19 protein-coding genes are annotated in these 20,957 nt (G+C 58.8%); 10 read left to right on the plus strand and 9 right to left on the minus strand.

What is annotated here, in order from left to right; all coding sequences use genetic code 11:
• Positions 1-75: 75 nt before the first annotated feature.
• Complete coding sequence (locus F6R97_RS28500; protein ID WP_315867484.1) at positions 76-1,371, minus strand: OprD family porin; 1,296 nt, start codon at positions 1,369-1,371, stop codon at positions 76-78.
• A gap of 328 nt (positions 1,372-1,699) precedes the next feature.
• Between F6R97_RS28500 and F6R97_RS28505 the strand changes: the two genes are divergently transcribed.
• Positions 1,700-2,320 (plus strand): TetR/AcrR family transcriptional regulator, encoded by a 621-nt coding sequence (locus F6R97_RS28505; protein WP_007899508.1) that lies wholly within the window; start codon positions 1,700-1,702, stop codon positions 2,318-2,320.
• A gap of 140 nt (positions 2,321-2,460) precedes the next feature.
• On the opposite strand, the gene preA is transcribed toward F6R97_RS28505, so the two are convergent.
• From preA to hydA, 3 genes are all read right to left on the minus strand, one after another.
• The gene (preA, locus tag F6R97_RS28510) at positions 2,461-3,735 is read right to left on the minus strand and encodes an NAD-dependent dihydropyrimidine dehydrogenase subunit PreA (protein ID WP_315867485.1); all 1,275 of its coding nucleotides are present in this window, start codon (positions 3,733-3,735) and stop codon (positions 2,461-2,463) included.
• Positions 3,736-5,103: an NAD(P)-dependent oxidoreductase gene (locus F6R97_RS28515; RefSeq protein WP_315867571.1), complete on the minus strand. Its 1,368-nt coding sequence runs from the start codon at positions 5,101-5,103 to the stop codon at positions 3,736-3,738.
• Positions 5,104-5,258: 155 nt separating this feature from the next.
• On the minus strand, positions 5,259-6,698 hold the full coding sequence (gene hydA, locus F6R97_RS28520; RefSeq protein WP_315867486.1) for a dihydropyrimidinase: 1,440 nt from the start codon (positions 6,696-6,698) through the stop codon (positions 5,259-5,261).
• 622 nt (positions 6,699-7,320) lie between these two features.
• Here hydA and F6R97_RS28525 point away from each other — a divergent pair.
• From F6R97_RS28525 to sigJ, 4 genes are all read left to right on the plus strand, one after another.
• Positions 7,321-8,805: an NCS1 family nucleobase:cation symporter-1 gene (locus tag F6R97_RS28525; protein ID WP_315867487.1), complete on the plus strand. Its 1,485-nt coding sequence runs from the start codon at positions 7,321-7,323 to the stop codon at positions 8,803-8,805.
• A gap of 152 nt (positions 8,806-8,957) precedes the next feature.
• Positions 8,958-10,241, plus strand: coding sequence for a Zn-dependent hydrolase (locus F6R97_RS28530; RefSeq protein ID WP_315867488.1), 1,284 nt, complete (start codon positions 8,958-8,960; stop codon positions 10,239-10,241).
• 158 nt (positions 10,242-10,399) lie between these two features.
• Entirely contained in the window at positions 10,400-10,834 is a 435-nt protein-coding gene (locus tag F6R97_RS28535) for a carboxymuconolactone decarboxylase family protein (RefSeq protein WP_038984164.1), read from the plus strand.
• A 3-nt stretch (positions 10,835-10,837) separates the two neighbouring features.
• Positions 10,838-11,731 (plus strand): RNA polymerase sigma factor SigJ, encoded by an 894-nt coding sequence (sigJ, locus tag F6R97_RS28540; RefSeq protein WP_315867489.1) that lies wholly within the window; start codon positions 10,838-10,840, stop codon positions 11,729-11,731.
• 372 nt (positions 11,732-12,103) lie between these two features.
• Here the strand turns inward: sigJ and F6R97_RS28545 are convergent, their stop codons facing one another.
• On the minus strand, positions 12,104-12,562 hold the full coding sequence (locus F6R97_RS28545) for an REP-associated tyrosine transposase (RefSeq protein ID WP_038984162.1): 459 nt from the start codon (positions 12,560-12,562) through the stop codon (positions 12,104-12,106).
• 338 nt (positions 12,563-12,900) lie between these two features.
• Between F6R97_RS28545 and F6R97_RS28550 the strand changes: the two genes are divergently transcribed.
• Both F6R97_RS28550 and F6R97_RS28555 read left to right on the plus strand, forming a co-directional pair.
• Positions 12,901-14,400, plus strand: a complete 1,500-nt coding sequence (locus F6R97_RS28550; protein ID WP_048394622.1) for a helix-turn-helix transcriptional regulator — start codon at positions 12,901-12,903, stop codon at positions 14,398-14,400.
• A 194-nt stretch (positions 14,401-14,594) separates the two neighbouring features.
• The gene (locus tag F6R97_RS28555; protein ID WP_038984160.1) at positions 14,595-14,843 is read left to right on the plus strand and encodes a DUF1652 domain-containing protein; all 249 of its coding nucleotides are present in this window, start codon (positions 14,595-14,597) and stop codon (positions 14,841-14,843) included.
• A 420-nt stretch (positions 14,844-15,263) separates the two neighbouring features.
• On the opposite strand, the gene F6R97_RS28560 is transcribed toward F6R97_RS28555, so the two are convergent.
• On the minus strand, positions 15,264-16,379 hold the full coding sequence (locus F6R97_RS28560) for a Gfo/Idh/MocA family protein (protein WP_038984159.1): 1,116 nt from the start codon (positions 16,377-16,379) through the stop codon (positions 15,264-15,266).
• A gap of 318 nt (positions 16,380-16,697) precedes the next feature.
• On the opposite strand from F6R97_RS28560, the gene F6R97_RS28565 reads away from it, so the two are divergent.
• Both F6R97_RS28565 and F6R97_RS28570 read left to right on the plus strand, forming a co-directional pair.
• Positions 16,698-17,105: a hypothetical protein gene (locus tag F6R97_RS28565; protein ID WP_038984158.1), complete on the plus strand. Its 408-nt coding sequence runs from the start codon at positions 16,698-16,700 to the stop codon at positions 17,103-17,105.
• Positions 17,105-17,701 (plus strand): hypothetical protein, encoded by a 597-nt coding sequence (locus F6R97_RS28570; RefSeq protein ID WP_315867490.1) that lies wholly within the window; start codon positions 17,105-17,107, stop codon positions 17,699-17,701. The genes F6R97_RS28565 and F6R97_RS28570 overlap by 1 nt, the downstream gene beginning before the upstream one ends.
• 54 nt (positions 17,702-17,755) lie before the next feature.
• On the opposite strand, the gene F6R97_RS28575 is transcribed toward F6R97_RS28570, so the two are convergent.
• Entirely contained in the window at positions 17,756-18,523 is a 768-nt protein-coding gene (locus F6R97_RS28575; RefSeq protein WP_008009686.1) for an SDR family oxidoreductase, read from the minus strand.
• A gap of 27 nt (positions 18,524-18,550) precedes the next feature.
• Positions 18,551-19,618 (minus strand): phosphotransferase family protein, encoded by a 1,068-nt coding sequence (locus tag F6R97_RS28580; RefSeq protein WP_315867491.1) that lies wholly within the window; start codon positions 19,616-19,618, stop codon positions 18,551-18,553.
• 190 nt (positions 19,619-19,808) lie between these two features.
• On the opposite strand from F6R97_RS28580, the gene F6R97_RS28585 reads away from it, so the two are divergent.
• Entirely contained in the window at positions 19,809-20,204 is a 396-nt protein-coding gene (locus F6R97_RS28585) for a DUF4280 domain-containing protein (RefSeq protein WP_018929674.1), read from the plus strand.
• A 206-nt stretch (positions 20,205-20,410) separates the two neighbouring features.
• On the opposite strand, the gene F6R97_RS28590 is transcribed toward F6R97_RS28585, so the two are convergent.
• Positions 20,411-20,953, minus strand: coding sequence for a toxin-antitoxin system YwqK family antitoxin (locus F6R97_RS28590; RefSeq protein WP_038984155.1), 543 nt, complete (start codon positions 20,951-20,953; stop codon positions 20,411-20,413).
• Positions 20,954-20,957: the final 4 nt, after the last annotated feature.

Consider the following 20,957-nt stretch of genomic DNA (forward strand, 5'->3'; position numbering starts at 1 on the left):
ATGACTGTGCCGCCGTCTTCGCGAGCAAGCCCGCTCCCACATGGGATTTATGCCAACCTGCAAAGGGGCCCTGCCTTACAACAACGAAATCGGGTAGCTGATAAAGATCCTGTTCTCATCAAATTCATTGGTGCTGAAATCGCGGCGGATGGTCGCGTTGCGCCATTTGACGTTGAGGCTCTTCAGCGCGCCGCTTTGCACGGTGTAGGCCAGTTCCGATTCGCGGCCCCATTCCTTGCCGTCGGTGATCGCTCCGGTGTGCACATTATCGCCGCTGATGTAGCGGTTCATCAGGGTCAGGCCGGGGATGCCGAGGGCGACGAAGTTGTAGTCGTGGCGCACCTGCCAGGAGCGTTCCTTGGCGTTGTCATAGCTGGCGTTATAGCTGTCGTTGGCCAGCGTGCCGCCGCTGGTGCCGTTGACGCGCATCCAGGCGCTGTCGCCTGTGAGTTTTTGCAGGCCGACATAGAAGGTGTTGCCGCCGTATTTCGCTGAGAGCAAGGCGAACGCGGTTTTGTTGTCGAGGTCGCCGGCCAGCGCGCTGCCGTCTTCCTTGCCGATGAAGTAGCCGAGGTTGGCACCCAGGGTCCAGTCACCCATGGGCTGGCTGTGGCTCAGGTTGAAATACTGCTGCTGATAAATGTCGCTGAGTTCCGCGTACCAGACGCCGACCTGCGTGCGCTTTTCATTGAACGCATACTCGCCGCCGCCGAAGTTGAAGCGGTCGGAGGTGAACGCGCCTCTGCCGTTCATCGACATGTCTTCCATGCTCGCGTCATTGCGCGGGCTGTTGCCGCGGAACTGCCCGCCGTAGAGCGTCAGGCCGCTGAGTTCGGTGGAGGTGACCTGGCCGCCGCGGAAGGTTTGCGGCAGCGAGCGACCATCATCGGAGCGCAGGATCGGCAGCACCGGCATCCATTCCCCGACCTTCAATTCGGTTTTCGACACTTTGGCTTTCAGCGCCACACCCAGACGACCGAAATTGTCCGCGGGGCGACCGTCATCATGGATCGGCAGCAACTGCGTGCCGCCCGTGCCCTTACCGCCGTCGAGCTTCTGCGAGTACATACCAAGCACATCCACGCCGAAACCGACGGGGCCTTGGGTGAAGCCGGATTTAGCGTCGAGGATGAAGTTTTGCGTCCACTCTTCAGCCTTGCCCTGGGCGTTGTTCGGGTTGGTGAAGTTGCGATTGATGTAGGCGTTACGCAGGTTCAGCGTGGCCTTGGCGTCATCGACGAAACCTTCGGCCTGGCTGGTCATGGGCAGGGCGAAAGCCAGACTGCTGCAACCGATCAGGATGAGGTTATGGCGACGGACGAAGGTGGGGCGAGGGGTGCTGGCGAAGGAATTGCGGGCGAGTCTGCTCACAGTAACGCTCCCTGGTTTTTGTTATTGTTATTTTTGTTATACGTCGTCGTACAACATTGGCGGCGATTATTTGCGAGGCTTTGCAGGAATGTCAATCACAAGTTATACGATGACTTGTCGAGCACCTCATCCCCTGTAGGAGCGAGGCTTGCCCGCGAAGAGGGACTGTCAGCCGACATCAATGTTGAATGACAGACCGCTTTCGCGGGCAAGCCTCGCTCCTACAGGGGGTTTGTGTTCGGGCGAAAATTGTTGGCGGTATTTTACCTTGTCGCCCCGATCCAGAGCGGATGCTAGTCTTGACCAACGCTGTTGTCAGGGAGCCCTCATGGGCAATCACAAGATCGAGATTCGTCGCAGTAACGTCGAAAAAATTCTGCTGGGGGCCGAAAAAGTCTTCGCCGAAAAAGGTTTCGGCAGCACCGCCATGGCCGACATCGCCGCCGAAGTACAACTGCCGCGTTCCAACCTGCATTACTACTTCAGCACCAAAAGTGAACTGTACAGCGCGGTGCTGCTGGGTTTGCTGGAAGTCTGGAAGCAGGACGCCCTGTGCTTCGAGATGTTCGACGACCCGCGAGTGGTGCTCAGCAGCTACATTCGCGCCAAGATGAACCATTCCCGCAGCCGGCCGTACGGTTCGAAAGTCTGGGCCAACGAAATCATCCACGGTGCGCCGACACTGGGTGAGAAACTGGATGCGAGCCTGTACGACTGGGCCAAGATGAAAGAAGCGAAAATTCGCCAGTGGGTGGAGGACAAACGCATCCTGCCGGTGGAGCCTTCCAGCCTGTTGTACATGATCTGGGCCTCGACCCAGCACTACGCCGACTTTGATCACCAGGTGAATATTCTTAACGATCACCAGCCACTGTCGGACATGCAGTTCGAGCGGGCGGTGCAGACGGTGACCAGTGTGATATTGCGTGGGATTGGGTTGGAGCCTTGAGGTCTTCGTTGTTGCGGCTGGCCTCATCGCGGGCAAGCCCGCTCCCACAGGGTTCTCGGTGTACACGGAATTTGCGTACGACATAGATCACTGTGGGAGCGGGCTTGCCCGCGATGGCGTCCGTTCAGACGCCGCAGGGCTTAAAGGGCAACATGGTACGGATTCCTAGGATCATGGTTCCAATCCAGAAACGGCTTGCCCGTCTCCATCGGCACCATCTCGATGCAATCCTGCACCGGACACGTGATCTGACACAGATTGCACCCCACGCACTCATCATCGATCACTTCATATTTATGCGTCCCGTCCGCCTGCTTGAGGCTCGCAATCGCCTGGTGCGAGGTATCTTCGCAAGCGATGTGACAACGACCGCAACCGATGCACGCCTCCTGATCAATCTTCGCAATCACCTGATAGTTGATGTCCAGGTACTTCCAGTCCGTGGTATTGCCCACCGCACGTCCGGAAAACTCCGAGACACTGGCGTAGCCCTGACTGTCCATCCAGCGTGACAAACCGTCCTTCATCTCCTCGACAATCCGGAAACCATGCAGCATCGCCGCCGTGCACACCTGCACCGAGCCGCTGCCCAAGGCAATGAATTCCGCCGCATCGCGCCAGCTGCCGATGCCGCCAATGCCACAGATCGGCAAGCCTTGGGTCTGCGGATCGCGGGCGATTTCGGCGACCATGTTCAGCGCAATCGGCTTCACCGCCGAACCGCAATAACCACCATGGGTGCTTTGGCTGCCGACGGCGGGATTGGCGACCATGCGCTCCAGATTGACGCTGGTGATCGAGTTGATGGTGTTGATCAGCGACACCGCATCAGCCCCGCCCCGGTAAGCGGCACGGGCGGCGACGCGGATGTCGGTGATGTTCGGCGTGAGCTTGACGATCACCGGCAGCGAGCAGAACGTCTTGCACCAGCGAGTGACCTGTTCGACGTATTCCGGCACCTGGCCGACCGCCGCGCCCATGCCTCGTTCCGGCATGCCGTGGGGGCAGCCGAAATTCAGTTCAATGCCATCGGCCCCGGTGGCTTCCACCAGCGGCAGGATGTTTTTCCACGACTCTTCGACGCAAGGCACCATCAGCGACACGATCAGCGCGCGGTCCGGCCAGTCCTTTTTGACCTGGGTGATTTCCCGCAGGTTAATTTCCAGTGAACGGTCGGTGATCAGCTCGATGTTGTTAAAACCAAGCACCTCCCGATTAGCCCCGAAGTGCGCCGAGTAACGCGACGATACGTTGACCGCCGCCGGGTCCTCACCCAGGGTTTTCCAGACCACGCCGCCCCAGCCAGCCTCGAATGCGCGAACTACGTTGTAGGCTTTGTCGGTCGGTGGCGCGGAAGCCAGCCAGAACGGATTGGGGGCTTTGATGCCGGCGAAGACAATCGAGAGATCGGCCATTTACGCAGCCTCCACGTTGAGCATGAGTTGAGCGTTGATCGCCTCGGCGGCCAGCTTGCCGTGCTGCACGGCTTGCACGGTGAGGTCCTGATCGAGGCTGGTGCAGTCGCCGCCGGCATACACTCCAGGGATGCTGGTACGCAGCTGTTCGTCGACGAGGATGCGGTCGCCCTGACGCTTGAGTTCACGGGCCAGCGGATCGGCGAGGGCGCTGTTGTCGAAGGCCTGGCCAATGGCTTTGAAGATCGCGTCGGCGGCCAATTCAAAGGTTTCGCCAGTGGTTTGCAGGCGACCTTCCTCCAACCGGGTGCGGGCGAAGCGCATGCCACGCACGTTGCCCTTATCGTCGAGCAGCACCTCTAACGGTTGCGCCCAGGTCAGTAGCCGCACCTGATTGGCCTTGGCGATGTCCTGTTCGTGACCGGTGGCGCCCATGTCCTCGACGCCGCGGCGGTACACCAGATTCACGTCGCGGGCACCGAGGCGGGCCATTTGCACGGCCATGTCGATGGCGGTGTTGCCGGCACCGAGCACAATGCAGTGCTCGGCCAGTGGTAGTTGCGTCAGGTCATCGGCCTGGCGCAGTTCGCGGATGTAGTCGGTGGCGGCGAGCAGGCCGGGGGCATCCTCGTGGGCCAGTCCCAACTGTTTGCTGGCGGCCAGGCCGAGACCGAGGAACACCGCGTCGAATTGCTGATGCAGTTCGCTGAGGGTCAGGTTGTCGCCGAGCTTCTGCCCGTGGCGAATCTCGATCCCGCCAATCCCCATCAGGAATTCAAGCTCCTTCTGCGCGTAATCGTCCACCAGTTTGTACTTGGCGATCCCGTATTCGTTGAGGCCGCCAGCCTTTTCCCGCGCCTCGAAAATCACCACGTCATGGCCGTGCATGGCGCTACGGTGCGCGCAGGACAAACCGGCCGGGCCGGCACCCACCACGGCGATGCGCTTGCCGGTTGCGGCGGCGCGTTGGAACGGGTGTTCGCTGAAGTGTGCGTTGTCCACGGCGTAGCGTTGCAACAGGCCGATCAGCACCGGCGCGCATTCCTGGGCGTTGTTGCGCACGCAGGCTTGCTGGCAAAGAATCTCCGTCGGGCAGACCCGGGCGCAACTGCCGCCGAGGATGTTCGCCGAAAGGATTTTCTGTGCCGCTCCCTGAACGTTTTCCTGATGGATATTGCGGATGAACGACGGAATATCGATGTCGCTCGGACAGGCATTCACGCACGGCGCGTCGTAGCAATACAGGCAGCGCGAGGCTTCCAGATGCGCCTGACGATCGTTGAGTGGTGGCGCCAGATCGGTGAAATGGCCGGCGAGGGCGGCCGCGTCCTCATGGGGATGCGGGAGGTGGTTCAGGGTCTTGATCACGGTGTTGGCCTCACGGTTATTTGAGGTATTGCCTCTGGTGGGCATTGGTTTTTGTGTTGTCAGGACTGCCGCCTTCGCGAGCAAGCCCGCTCCCACATTTGGAATGCGTTCCCTTGTGGGAGCGGGCTTGCTCGCGAAGGCCGAAGGCCTCGATTTCAGCGTTTCACAGCAACCGGCCTATGCAGCTCAGCCCGCTTGCTCAGCAAATCAAACACCGCCGGATACGCCGGCCGTTCGACATACCGACCGGCACCACGCTCGGCCCGCAAATCACCATCGGCCCACACTACTCGGCCCTGGCTGACGGTATGGCTCGGCACGCCGCGCACGGTCTTGCCTTCAAAGATGTTGAAGTCGATTTGCTGGTGATGGGTCTTGGCTGAAATCGTCCGCGTGCCTTCCGGGTCCCACAGCACCAGATCCGCATCGGCACCCACACGAATCGCACCCTTGCGCGGATAGAGGTTGAAGATCTTCGCGGTGTTGGTGGAGGTGAGGGCAACGAAGTGCTGCATCGACAAGCGTCCGGTGTTCACCCCTTCATCCCAAAGCACTGCCATGCGGTCTTCGATACCGGCGGTGCCGTTGGGGATCTTGCTGAAGTCGTCACGACCGGCAGCTTTTTGTTCGGCGCAGAAGCAGCAGTGGTCGGTGGCGGTGGTGTGCAGGTTGCCTGATTGCAGGCCGTGCCAAAGGGCTTCCTGATGGCCGCGAGGACGGAAGGGCGGGCTCATCACGTAACCGGCGGCGGTTTGCCAGTCCGGGTGTTGGTAAACGCTGTCGTCCAGCAGCAGATGCCCGGCCAGCACTTCGCCGTAGACCTGTTGGCCCTTGCTGCGGGCATAGGTGATTTCGTCGAGGGCTTCCTTGGTCGAGACGTGGACCAGGTACAGCGGCGTGCCGAGGGTTTCGGCAATACGGATCGCCCGGCTCGCGGCTTCACCTTCCACCTGCGATGGCCGCGACAGCGGGTGCGCTTCCGGCCCGGTCATGCCCTGGGCCATTAACTTGCGTTGCAGGTGATAGACCAGCTCGCCGTTTTCCGCATGCACGGTTGGCACTGCGCCCAATTCCAGGCAACGTTCGAAACTTGCCACCAGCGTATCGTCGGCGGCCATGATCGCGTTCTTGTAGGCCATGAAATGCTTGAAGCTGTTGACGCCGTGATGGCTGACCAGCTCGGCCATTTCTTCGCGGACCTGCTCGCTCCACCAAGTGATGGCGACGTGGAAACCGTAGTCCGACGCCGACTTCTCGGCCCAGCCGCGCCATTGATGAAATGCCTCCATCAACGATTGCTGGGGGTTGGGAATCACGAAGTCGATGATCGAGGTGGTGCCGCCGGCAAGCCCCGCTGCGGTGCCGCTGAAGAAGTCTTCGCTGGCCACCGTGCCCATAAAGGGCAGTTGCATGTGAGTGTGGGGATCGATGCCGCCGGGCATCAGGTATTGGCCGCTGCCGTCGAGCACTTCGGCGTCGGCGGGAACATCGAGGTTTTCACCGATGGCTTTGATCACGCCCTCGGCGCAATAGACGTCGGCGCGATAACTTTCATCATGGGTAATAACGGTGGCGCCACGGATCAACAGAGACATTCCGAGTTCCTCGCAGGCATTGACCGACTGATGCCGGTTCTAGATGTTTTTATATGAAGCAGACGCCAATCGGTGTATTCCTGTCAGCGCTGTCAAGAATAGACGCTAGCTGCAGTTTGTCGATTGAGCAAGAATATTTTTTATAAGCTTATTACTGATTTAACTGATTGATAAATAACGATTAAAAATGAAAATCACCAAAATGGTGAGGCCTCTCACCATTTTGACGCACTTGACAGGTTCCAAAAATAGACGAGATTTTCTATGTGAAATCAGCCGCTTGTGGATGGTCTATGGTTGATGCGCAATCTTTCAAAAAAGATCGACGCACCAGATTGAGTCCTGACTGTTCGGACAACTTGCCTGACATTCGGCCTGAGTGGCATGGCAACTCACCGCGGATTCAATAGTTGGATAAATAAAGCTGATTAACATCAGTTGGTTAGCGAAATTTTATGGCACTGCCCGATGCGTAAGCGGGGCACCCGGCACGTTTATTGATGCCGCCGCTGACACCTTGGCCGGTCCGTAAAAGTTGTCAGTTTCTCCGGCCATCGTCCGGCTCGCGCACTCGCGCCAGCCCCCGATGAGCAAAAATAATCAAAAGAACAGTGGAGCGGCCATGCAACAGATCAGATCGCAAGTGACCGAGCGCGACGGCTTGTTTGAGCTAGAAGCCGGCAGCGACGTCCTCGACAGCCCCCGTTACAACCACGACATGGCACCGACCAAGGTGCACGAACGAACCTGGAACAAATGGCACATCACCGCGCTGTGGGTCGGCATGGCGATCTGCGTACCGACCTACACCCTCGGCGGCGTGCTCACCGCTTATTTCGGCCTGAGCGTCGGCGAAGCGCTGCTGGCGATTCTGTTCGCCAACATCATCGTACTGATCCCGCTGACCCTGAACGCCTTTCCCGGCACCAAGTACGGCATTCCATTTCCGGTGTTACTGCGCTCATCCTTTGGCATCCTCGGTTCGAACATTCCGTGCCTGATCCGTGCCCTGGTGGCGTGTGGCTGGTTCGGCATCCAGACCATGTTCGGCGGGTTGGCGATTCACCTGTTTCTCGGGTCGGTGTTCGATGACTGGAAAGCCCTCGGCGGCACCGGTGAAGTGATCGGCTTCATGGTGTTCTGGGCCTTGAACCTGTGGGTGGTGATTCGCGGCGCGGACTCGATCAAATGGCTGGAAACCCTCTCGGCACCGTTGTTGGTGCTGGTGGGCGTGGGGCTGCTGGTGTGGGCGATGCCGAACGTATCGATGAGCGAATTGATGGCGATCCCGGCCAAGCGTCCGGAAGGGGCCAGTGTGGTCAGTTACTTTGCCGCCGGACTGACCGCCATGGTCGGGTTCTGGGCGACGTTATCGCTGAACATTCCGGACTTCAGCCGCTACGCGAAAAGCCAGAAGGATCAGATCGTCGGGCAGATTATCGGCTTGCCCCTGACCATGTTCCTGTTCGCCTCCCTTGGTGTGGTGATGACGGCCGCTTCGGTAAAACTGGTGGGCGTCACTGTTTCCGATCCGGTCACGTTGATTGGTCATATCCAGAGCCCTGTCTGGGTCGCCCTGGCCATGGCACTGATCATCATCGCCACATTGTCGACCAACACCGCGGCCAACATTGTTTCGCCGACCAACGACTTCCAGAACGTCGCGCCCAAGATCATCAACCGCACCAAAGCGGTGATCCTCACGGGGCTGGTCGGGTTGGCGCTAATGGCTCATGAATTGTTGAAGAAGCTGGGGCTGATCGTCTCGGATTTAAGCCTGGAGACGGTGTATTCCAACTGGTTGCTGGGCTATTCGAGCCTGTTGGGTCCGATCGCCGGGATCATGGTGGTGGACTATTTCCTGATCAAGAAACAGCAACTGGATTTGGCCGGTCTCTACCGCGATGACGTTTACCCGGCGTGGAATTGGTTCGGTTTTATCGCGTTTGGCGTGCCGGTGGCACTGACACTGCTGTCGCTGGGCAGCGATGCTTTCAGCTGGTTCTACAGCTACGGCTGGTTCACCGGCTCGGTCCTTGGTGGGCTGATTTATTACGGGATGAGTGTGATGCGGCCGAGTCCTACTGCCGTGAAGTCGGCGGTGTGAGGGATGGCCCCTTCGCGAGCAAGCCCGCTCCCACATGGGATTTGTGAACACTGAAGATCCAGTGTGGGAGCGGGCTTGCTCGCGAAGACGGCCTCAAAGACACCAAAAAATTCGCCTGAAGAAACCTATGAAAACTGCCTGAGGAGATCACCATGAACGCTGCCATAGACGTTCTGCAGTCCACCCATCAGCACATCAACCGCGACCGTCTGTGGCAGTCGCTCATGGACCTGGCCAAACTCGGTGCCACGGTCAAGGGCGGCGTCTGCCGGCTGGCCCTGACCGACCTCGACCGCCAGGCCCGGGACATTTTCGTGAACTGGTGCGAGGAAGCCGGCTGCACCGTCAGCATCGACGCTGTCGGCAACATCTTCGCTCGCCGTCCGGGGCGCAACCCGAACCTGCCCCCGGTGATGACCGGCAGCCACATCGATACCCAGCCCACCGGCGGCAAGTTCGACGGCTGCTTCGGCGTGCTGGCCGGGGTCGAAGTCTTGCGCACCCTCAATGACCTGGGCGTGGAAACCGAAGCCCCGCTGGAAGTGGTGGTCTGGACCAACGAAGAAGGCTCACGCTTTGCCCCCTGTATGATGGGCTCCGGCGTGTTCGCGGAAAAATTCACCCTCGAAGAAACCCTGGCCAAAGTCGATGCTGAAGGCGTGACCGTCGGCGAAGCCCTGAATGCCATAGGCTATGCCGGGCCACGCAAAGTCAGTGGCCACGCCGTTGGCGCCTATTTCGAAGCCCACATCGAGCAGGGCCCGATTCTTGAGGACGAGCGCAAAACCATCGGCGTGGTGATGGGCGCCCTCGGGCAGAAATGGTTCGACCTGAAACTGCGTGGCGTCGAAGCCCACGCCGGCCCGACACCGATGCACCTGCGCAAGGATGCTCTGGTCGGCGCTTCGGTAATCGTCGGCGCGGTCAATCGCGCCGCCCTCGGCCATCAACCCCATGCCTGTGGCACCGTGGGTTGTTTGCAAGCCTACCCCGGCTCGCGCAACGTGATTCCCGGCGAAGTGCGCATGACCCTGGATTTCCGTCATCTGGAGCCGGCTCGTCTGGACTCGATGATCGCCGAAGTTCGCGAAGTCATCGAAACCACCTGCGAGGAACACGGCCTGACCTTCGAACTGACCCCCACCGCCGACTTCCCGCCGCTGTACTTCGACAAGGGCTGCGTCGAAGCGGTACGCGGCGCCGCCCAAGGGTTGGGTTTGTCGCACATGGACATCGTCAGCGGGGCAGGGCACGACGCGATCTTCCTCGCCGAACTCGGCCCGGCCGGGATGATCTTCGTGCCCTGCGAAGGCGGCATCAGCCACAACGAAATCGAAAACGCCGCGCCGGATGACCTGGCCGCAGGGTGTGCGGTGTTGTTGCGGGCGATGCTGGCGGCTTCGGCTGCGATTGCCAGCGGAGAACTTGCTGCCTGAAGATCAAAAGATCGCAGCCTTCGGCAGCTCCTACGCGCCTGTGGGCGCCGCCGAAGGCTGCGATCTTTCGCTTTTTACCTATTAAAAACGTCCCCACGTCACAAACCGGAATCCTCAATCGTCATCCTGTTGAACCCCTCAACTAGCGGAGCAACACGATGTCGTCCAACACCCAACCGGTCAACCTGCTGCAATCCATCCCTCAGGTTTTCGAGAGTTTGACCCAAGTCCATGTCACCCTCGACAGTCATGACCTGGACCCGACCCTCAAACACCTGCTGCACCTGCGTGCCTCGCAGATCAACCAATGCGGTTTCTGCGTGAAGATGCACACCCGCGAGGCGCGCGAAGCCAATGAAACCAACGAGCGCCTGGACCGTCTGATCGTCTGGCGCCATGTCAGCGATTTCAGTGCCTCGGAACGCGCCGCCCTGGCCTGGACCGAAGCCCTGACCATCCTCGACGAAAAGACCGATTACGCCAGCCTGCGCGGCGACTTGCGCGAGCATTTCAACGATGCTCAGATCGGTGCCTTGACGGCCGAGATCGGCATGATCAACCTGTGGAACCGTTTGCAGGTGTCGAGGCACTGATCGATGAACTCCGCTGAAAACGCCGCCGCTGTGTTCGAACAGCGCCGGCCCTTTTTGCTCGGTCTGGCGTATCGCATTCTCAGCTCGCGCACCGAAGCCGAGGATGTGGTGCAAGAGCTGTTCATCAAATGGCTGGAGGCCGACCGGGCCTCCATCACCACGCCAGCCGCCTGGCTCACCACGGCCTGCACCCGGCACTGCATCGACCTGTTGCGTTCGGCGCACACGTCACGGGTCGACTATATCGGCACCTGGCTGCCGGAGCCGATTCACACCACCCATCAGCATTCACCCGAACACATGCATGAACTGGCCTCGTCATTGTCCACCGCGTTCCTGCTCTTGCTGGAACGGCTGCCCCCCAAGGAACGCGCCGCGTACCTGCTCTACGAAATCTTCGACATGGATTACGCGCAAGTGGCCGAGGCGATCGGAGTCCAGGAAGCGGCTTGCCGCAAATTGGTATCCCGGGCCAAGGCCGGCCTGGGTAGCGGGCAAATCCGCTATCAGCCGGAACCCACGCGTCAGGACCAGTTGCTGAACGCGTTCCACAGCGCCATCGCCAGCGGCTCAACCGCGTCCCTGACTGCGCTGCTGGCCGAAGACGTCGAGCTCTGCGCCGACGGCGGCGGCAAGGCCTCGGCCATCCGCGAAACCCTGTTCGGCATCAACAGCGTGCTGGATTTCATCGGTCAGTCGCTTCATGCCTACTGGCAGACGTACGAATGGTTACCCACGCAAATCAACGGCGCTCAAGGCGTGATCATCAAGGCCGATGGCGTCATCACCGCATCGATGACCTTCGACTTTGACAAGGCAGGGCGGGTGAACCGGATTTTCATCATGCGTAATCCGGACAAGTTGGCGGGGTTGGAGACGGGGTTGGACGTGCGGTAATGCATCGACCCGAAAAGATCGCAGCCTTCGGCAGCTCCTACATTGACCGAGTACACCTGTGATCATGCGGATGCACGCTACCCCCGTAGGAGCTGGCGAAGCCTGCGATCTTTTGATCTTCCGATTTGTCAGGCGAAAAGATCGCAGCCTTCGGCAGCTCCTACATTGACCGAGTACACCCGCGATCAGGCAGATACACGCTACCCCCGTAGGAGCTGGCGAAGCCTGCGATCTTTTGATCTTCCGATTTGTCAGGCGAAAAGATCGCAGCCTTCGGCAGCTCCTACATTGACCGAGTACACCTGTGATCATGCGGATGCACGCAATCCCTGTAGGAGCTGGCGAAGCCTGCGATCTTTTGATCTTGATTGTTCAAATCCAAATAGCATCCCACAACGGATAATCACCCACCCGTTTCACCAATCCCGCACGCAACGGATTCATGACGATGTAACGCGCTGCGTCCTTGATGTCTTCATCGCGCCGCAAAGCCCGATCGTAATATCCTCGTTGCCATAATCGGCCTTGGCTGCGACGCACAAGATTAATCGAACGGCTGCTCCTGGATTTGATGCGGCACATCAGCTCGGCCAACGTGCCGTGTTTCAATTCCAACAACCAGTGCAGGTGATCAGGCATCACTACCCAAGCCATGGAGTTGACCGTCGAGATTTGATCAGCACTGCGCAGTTGGTCGACCAGAAGCCGTCCCATCCGCCAATCTGCGAACACCGGCTCTCGTTGATGAGCGACGACGGTCAACAGATAAATACGACCCGCTTCGGAAAATCGAGTCTTGCGCAGGCGACATCCATTTGCAGCGACAGGCATTCCTTTGCCTCCTTGATGTGGGTTGTCAGATGAACGTTAGTCGTTAGTACGAGCGGCGTGGATGAAAGCGTTTTCGGGATATGTCGAATGCACCCGAAGACGGCGTACACCGGAGACCACACGGATGTACGCTACCCCCGTAGGAGCTGGCGAAGCCTGCGATCTTTGATCTTGATCTCTTGGGGACCACTGAAGATCAAAAGATCGCAGCCTTCGGCAGCTCCTACACCGACCAAGTACACCCGTGATCGCGTGGATGTACGCACTATCGCAAACCCCTGCGGTCGTAATCTTCACAGGGCAGCGCGTAACGGCGCCGCCGCAACCGTGGAGATCCAATGAGCCAGGACGTCCTGACCACCGAAACCAATCGCCGCCAGTTGCAGCAGATCATCGCCGGGCTGTCCGATGGGGTGATTCTGCTGGAGCTCGACCAGACGATCCTCTGGGCCAATGACGCCGCGCTGACCATGCACGGTGTCAACCGGATCGGTGAGCTGGGGGCCAATGCCAAGGAATATGCGAAGCGGTTTGCCTTGCGCTATCGCAACAATCATCCGGTAGCGACGGATAATTATCCAATCAGCCGCGTTGCCCGTGGCGAGATGTTCAGTGATGTGCTGGTTGAATTGACGCCAGTCGAAAACGACGAGCGCACCTGGGTTCACAGCGTGCGTAGCATGGTGTTGGCCGACCACGCGGGTGAGCCGGAGTCGTTGGTGCTGATCATGAGCGACGTCACCGAATGGGCCAGCGCCGAGCAGCGTTTCGAAAAGACCTTCAATGCCAACCCGGCCCCGGCGGTGATCTGTCGTCTCAGTGATTTGCGCTACATCAAAGTCAATCAGGGCTTCCTGGAAATGACCGGCTATGCCCGTGATCAGGTAATCGGCGTTTCGACCTATGAGCTGGATGTGCTGGAGCACGCGGAAAACAAGGACCTGGCCAAGCAGCGTTTACGTGACGGCGCAACCATTCCGCAGATGCAGGCCGAACTGCAATTGCCCGACGGTGGCAGCAAACAGGTGATCGTTGCCGGGCAACCGCTTGAGCTCAACGACGAAGATTGCATGCTGTTTTCCTTCGTCGACATGGAGCTGCGGCACAAGGCCGAAATCGCCCTGCGCCATAGCGAGGAACGGTTCGCCAAAGCCTTTCGCCTCACCCCGGTGCCGATCCTGGTGTGCAGCGCCGACGATCAAGTGGTAATGGACGTCAACGAAGCCTTTCTCGATACTCTCGCGCGCCCCAGTTCGGAAGAGGTGCTCGGCAAGACGGTGGCGCAACTGGGTTTCATCGATGACGCGGGCGCTCGCATGCAGCTGTTTGCGGCCTTGGAGAAAACCGGGCGCGTGGATCGCATCGATGTCCGGGTGCGCAGGAAGGATGCCGGGCTGATCGATTGCGCCGTCTCGGCGGACACTGTGAACATTCAGGACGGCGCTTGTTATCTGCTGGTGTTGATGGACATCACGGAGCGCAAACGCACCGAGCTGGAACTGGTGTCGGCGATTGAAGAGGTGATGAAAGACGCTTCCTGGTTTAGCCGCACGCTGATCGAAAAACTCGCCAACGTGAAGAACGTCAATTCGCCGCAATTGCCCAGTGTGTCATTCACCGACCTGACCGCCCGGGAGCGCGATGTGCTTGGCCTGATTTGTGAAGGCCTCGCCGACAAGGACATCGCCGCGCGCCTGAAACTGGCGCCTAATACGGTGCGCAATCATGTCTCGACGGTGTATTCCAAGCTCGACGTGCACAGCCGCAGTGAGGCGATTGTATGGGCTCGCGAGCGGGGTCTGTTCTCCAGCGAGAGGCGGCCCAAGGGGCAACGTTAAGATGCAAATGCACTAGTTGAGATGGTGCAATTTGATGTGTTGCCCGGGTGCTGGTTTTTCTAGGCTGTCAGGGTGCGATACGTGGCTTCGGGTCGGTATCGCGTCCACTTCGATGCAGCTAGAAGGAACAGTCACATGGGTGCGAACAGATCAAGCATGGGGTCGATTTTGCGTCGTCGCCAAGGTGAATCGGGATGATTCATCTGACGCAATTGCGTATGCAACTGGAACGGAGTTTTTCGCCGTTGGCCTGTGAGTGTGCGCTCACGGGGGATAATTCGTTGACGGTGAAGCTTTATCACCCGGCGACGGGGCAGGTGGATCTGGTGGTCAGTGGGTTGAGCGTGGCGATGCTCAGGACGCCAGAGGCAATGGCGGCGTTGATTGAAGAGTTGCGGTATGAGCTTGAGAGCATTGGTCTGAATCGGTCCAATGCTTTGTAGGCGCTGGCTTGCCAGCAATGGGTCATCACCGTGATTTTCGCTGTACGCAACCGGTCCATGGATTTTGTGCGGATGTTTTGTTGTCACACATAGGTGTCGATCACTTATCGCGGGTCAGCCTATGAACACTCTTGGGAAGCGCGTTTTTTCGCCACTGTCGTTCGCACTCTGTGCAGCGATTCTCGGTGGTTGCGCCAGTCCGCCGCCTCCGCCCCCTGCTGAGCCGCCACCGCCGCCGGTTCGTACCTGTCAGACCTCCGAAAATACCGATGTGCTGGGGGATATGAGGGCGGAAGGGCAGGTGACCCGGACCACGACCCTGACCCGTTGCGTGACTCAGTAGGCCTGACAAGGCTGCAACGTAATGGCGTTTCGGTATACCGCCAGTGGCCCTCTGTGCCACTGGCGGGTGTGGTCGGCTCAGACTTCCTCGATCCCGACCCAACGTGATTCCCTGGCCGCCAGGCGAATCGCGGTCGCGAGCCGTTCGACTTCCCACGCCTGTTCGAAGTCCGTTCCCCCCTGACTGATCCCGGTCAGTGCCATCACCAGGTCATGCACTTCTAGCGTCTTGAGTTCGTTGTAACCCAACTGGTGCCCCGGTGCCGGGCTGAAAGCGGCATAACCCGGCAAGTCCGGCCCCGCCAGCAGGCGCTGGAAACCGCCTTGCCCTGCACGATATATCCGCAGTTCATTTAAACGCTCCTGATCGAACGCCAGGGTGCCGCGAGTGCCGCTGATTTCAAAACTCAGGTGATTTTTGTAACCGTGCTTGAGCCAACTGCTGCTGAACGTTCCCCGGGCGCCGTTGGCGAAGCGCAGCAGTGCATGCACCTGATCGTCCACCGCGATCGTGCGTTGCTCCTGACTGCCAGCGGTAGCGGGGCGCTGCCGGTGGACGGTCTGGGTGTCGGCGCACACCGACTCGATATCGCCCAGCAGATAACGGGCCATGGCCAGCAGATGGCTGCCCAGATCCGCCAACGCACCGCCGGCATGATTGGCGTCGCAACGCCATGACCAGGGTGATGCGGAGTCGGCCATGAAGTCTTCGCTGAATTCACCCTGGAAACTGATGATGTGCCCCAACTCACCATTTTCGATCAGTTCACGGGCCAGGCCGATGATCGGGTTGTGCTGATAGTTGTAACCCACCCGCGTCACCACGCCTGCTGCTTTGGCCGCCATACGCATGGCGTTGGCCTGTTCCAGATCCACCGCCAGGGGTTTTTCGCAGTACACCGGTTTACCGGCGGCGAGGGCGGCCATGGCCATGGGGTAGTGCAAATGGTTGGGGGTGGTGATGGCGATCAGGTTGACCTTGGGGTCATTGATCAACTGTTGCCAGTCACTGTGGGCTGTTTCGAAACCCCAGGCATCGGCGCAATGTCGGGCGCGCTGCGGGTCGGCGTCGGCTAGGGCGGCGAGTTTGAGCTTCAGCGGCAATTCAAAAACGGCGCTGACGTTGCGAAAGGCCAAGGCATGGGCGCGGCCCATGAAACCTGTGCCGATGAGTCCGATACCGAGTTCGCGCATAGCCGGGGTCCTTTGGATTTTATTTTCAGGAGGGCTACTTATGGAATATATATTCGCTAATTGCAATCGTATGGAATAAATATTCTCTTTTGGTGCGATGTCAGGAAGCAGCGGGAATGGCTACAACGCCTTACGACATTACCTACAACCACGCCGGAATCCGCTGGCTTGCGCGTCTTGCTCCCTGTCTCTATCGTTTCCATGTGCGCAGATCAACGAAAAATCGCGGGCTTTGATGACGGGATGTACACCGCAGACTATATTGGCCACTAACTAATCAAATTTGAGCAATGCAACAAAGCTCAAATAGAGGTGGCTATGTCGAAGGATTTCGAAAAAACGACCTATGTTTTCGTTGATGGTGATCGTCACGAAGCTAAGGCTGTGCGCGATTTTGCGGGATTCCAGCACGGCGGCATCGTCCGGCTAACGAACGGCAAAATCGTTAGTGGTCGTGCCAGTACTGTAAATTCCGAGAAGACATACGGACTTATCGCAGCAGCGGTTGCAAAAAGTGGATCAGGAGTGATGCTCAGTATGCATAGCGAAGGAAACAAAACATCGACTGAGACTGGCTGGGTAATGGTCGGTTCTAACGGCACCAAGATATCAGCCGCCACTTGTGCTTCGGTGCGTATCGATGAATATGCCACTGAAATGCTCAAGGATCCCAACAAGGTTCGGGAGTTTTTCAAACGTGTGAATGGGGAAGGCAAGGCTCGCTGATGTATTGCATTTCTCCTTCGTTTGTTCTTGGTTTCCATGGGGGCGAGCGAGAAATTGGCGAGCGTGTACTGGCTGGCGAAGCAACGCTCCTCGATAGCACTAATGACTATGATTGGCTGGGTCGTGGCGCCTATTTTTGGGAAAACAACCCACAGCGCGCGCTGAGCTTTGCGACTAATGCACAAAAGCGGAGCTCTATCAAAAATCCATTTGTGATTGGGGCCGTGATTGACTTGGGTCGTTGCCTGGATTTCACAACGGAGAGTGCATTGCGTGAAATCCGTCAGACCTACCTCTGGCTTGAAGCCGCCTCAAAAGAAGAGGGCGGTCAACTTCTTAAGACGAATAATCCGTACCTACGTCGTTTGGATTGCCAAGTCATTGATGCCTTGCATACCTTCCGGGAATTTACGGACGCACCTGCATATGATTCTGTTCGTTCACCATTCTGGGAGGGCGAACGACTTTATCCAGGTACGGACTTTATGCATGAAACTCATGTTCAGCTGGCGATCCGTAACGTAAAGAGCATCAAGGGCTATTTCAGAGTTCTGGATTTGACCGGGAAGCCGGTTGAGTTTGTGCGGAGTGAATAGTGTCGTTACCAAAGGCAGCCCTGAGGCTGCCTTTTGTGTCTCTGGTGAATCGAATCAGGACAGAAAACCACCATCCACATTCAACGAAACCCCAGTCGTGTAGCTCGACGCATCACTCGCCAGATACAACACCGCACCGGCCATTTCGCTCGGATCCGCCACACGCTTGAGCGGAATCTGCTGCAGCGCGGTTTTCAGGATAGCGTCGTTTTTCACCAGCGCCGAAGCAAACTTGGTGTCGGTCAGGCCCGGCAGCAGGGCGTTGCAGCGGATCCCAAACTGCGCACATTCCTTGGCGAAGACTTTGGTCATGTTGATCACCGCTGCCTTGGTCACCGAGTAGATGCCCTGGAAAATCCCCGGCGAAATACCATTGATCGAGGCGACGTTGATGATGCTGCCGCCACCGTGTTCGCGCATCAGCTTGCCGGCTTCCACCGACATGAAGAAATAGCCGCGAATGTTCACGTCGACGGTTTTCTGGAAGGCGCTGAGGTCGGTATCCAGTACGTTGCAGAACTGCGGGTTGGTCGCCGCGTTATTGACCAGAATGTCCAGGCGCCCGAACTGTTCGCGGATGCCGGCGAAGACTTGGGTGATCTGCTCCATCTCACCGATGTGGCAGGCGACGGCGGTGGCCTTGCCGCCAGCGGCGATGATCGCGTCGGCGACGTGCTGGCAGCCATCAAGTTTGCGGCTCGAAACGATGACGTGGGCACCTTGCTGCGCCAGCAGTTTGGCGATGGCTTCACCGATGCCACGGCTGGCGCCGGAGACGAAAGCGATCTTGCCGTCGAGGTCGAACAACTGAGTCTTGGACATGATTTTTCCTAGTTATGGGGGCCGCGATCAGAGGGTGGATTTCTGGATGACTTGCAGGCTCATCTGCTCCAGCAGTTTGTTCATGTGAATGAACTGCGCGAAGCGTTTGTCCTGGGTCTGACCATGGAAGAATCGGTAGTAGATCTGCTGCACGATGCCGGCCAGACGGAACAGGCCGTAGGTGTAGTAGAAGTCGAAGTTGTCGATCTGGATGCCGGCGCGCTCGGCGTAGTAATCGACGAATTCACGGCGGGTCAGCATGCCGGGAGCGTGGCTTGGCTGGCGGCGCATCAGTTGCACCGGCGCCGGGTCGTCGGCTTCGATCCAGTAGGCTAGGGTGTTGCCCAAGTCCATCAGCGGGTCGCCGAGGGTGGTCAGTTCCCAATCGAGCACGCCGATGATCTGCATCGGATTCTCGGGGTCGAGGATCACGTTGTCGAAGCGGTAATCGTTATGGACGATGCTTGACGTCGGGTGATCGGCCGGCATCTTGTCGTTGAGCCAGGCGTTCACCGCTTCCCACTTCGGCGCATCCGGGGTCAGGGCTTTTTCGTAGCGCTCGCTCCAGCCTTTGATTTGCCGTGCAACATAACCTTCTGGTTTGCCGAGGTCGCCCAGGCCGTAGGCCTTGTAGTCGACCCGGTGCAGTTCCACGAACTTGTCGATGAAGCTTTTGCACAGGGTTTCGGTCTTCGCTGAATCAAGGCCCAGTTCCGGCGGCAGCTCGGCGCGCAGGATGATCCCCTTGACCCGTTCCATCACATAGAACTCGGCGCCGATCACTGACTCGTCGGTGCAGTGCACATAGGCTTTGGGGCAATAGGGAAAGCCGTCCCGCAGCTGATTGAGGATACGAAATTCGCGGCCCATGTCATGGGCAGACTTGGCCTTGTGGCCGAACGGTGGTCGACGCAGGACGAATTCCTGTTCGGGGTATTCCAGCAGGTATGTCAGGTTCGACGCACCGCCCGGAAACTGGCTGATTTTCGGTAAGCCGCTCAGGCCCGGAATGTGCGCCTTGAGGTACGGATCGATCAGGCTGGCATCGAGTTCTTCGCCGGAGCGGATACGGGTGGACTGGTCAGTAAGCGCCATGCTTATCCCTTCTGCTTATTTTGGAGGCCAGACATCATTGGCTAATCTAATGGTGCGCCGGGGTGGCCACAAGCGCGGCACGGTCTTATAGGTTAGCGTGTTGCCGGATAATCAGCGTTCCTGATGTGCACGAACAGGCTCGGCGGACTATGGTTTCAGGGGAGCGCCGCTCCCAGGAAGGAGATTCGACATGGGCTGTCCGCAAGTTTGCGCCACCGCGACCCTGCAATGCAGTTTCGGTGCCGCGCCAGCGGTACTCAACGTGCTGCCGGTGAACCGTACAATGACCGGGGGCATGCCGGCGGCGAACATCATGGACCACATTCCGCTAGTGAACGTCATGCCGTTCGGCACGTGCATGAGCATGGCCAACCCGATGGTCGCGGCCGCCACCGCCGCCGCGCTTGGCGTGCTCACGCCGATGCCATGCATCCCGGCCACCGCCACCCCGTGGATTCCCGGCGGCGCGCCGACCCTGCTGCTGGGCGGTATGCCGGCCATCGACGCCAACAGCACCCTTATGTGCAACTGGGCCGGAGTGATCAAGATTGTGATGCCTGGACAAATGCAGATGCTGATTCCCTGACGGCTGATCGGAACATCCTCTCCGTCCATGTACACCCGTGATTTGCGGTGTACGCAACCCCCGTAGGAGCTGCCGCAGGCTGCGATCTTTTGATCTTGATCTTAAAAAACAAAATCAAAAGATCGCAGCCTGCGGCAGCTCCTACAGGGGATCGCATCCGTCGCGGTTTTTTTCGGCACGATGCCGACGCAGGGAACAAAGCAATCTCAGGCCTGCTCGGGATCACTCCAGCGCCTGAACCACCAGCGCACCCTCGAAATCGGCTTGCCCTCGGTATCCAGCGGTCGACCATCGGCAGCAAAACCCTGTTCCGGCTCCAGCAACTGACCATTGAGATATCGAGCCTCGACGGCGGGTTTGCCGTTGGGATGAAAGCGCTGATACCGGCCCTCGCGCACGCCATCGCGGTAGAACTCGGCCTCCGCCAGTTGCCCATCGGGAAAGTAATTGAACGCCTCGCCATGCAGCAGCCCTCGGCGGTAAGTCGCCTTGCGCTGTAGCCAGCCTTGCGGCGCATAGAAACTGGCGATCCCTTGCAGCTTGTCATGAACAAACGGCAGCTGCGCCGAGACCTTGCCGTTAGGGTGATAGAGCAGGGTAGTGCCTTGCAGCTCGCCCTGGCTGTAGTGCAAATCAGCCTGCGCGCGCCCGTCATCCTTGATGTGCAACGCACCGTCAAGCTGGCCATCGAGCAAGCGACCTTTGAGCTGTTTATCGTTCTGCTGCAAGTCCAGCGGCGTGATGGCCATGGGT

Origin of the sequence: Pseudomonas sp. JV414, from assembly GCF_032424305.1 — a bacterium.
GTDB classification, from domain to species: domain Bacteria; phylum Pseudomonadota; class Gammaproteobacteria; order Pseudomonadales; family Pseudomonadaceae; genus Aquipseudomonas; species Aquipseudomonas lini.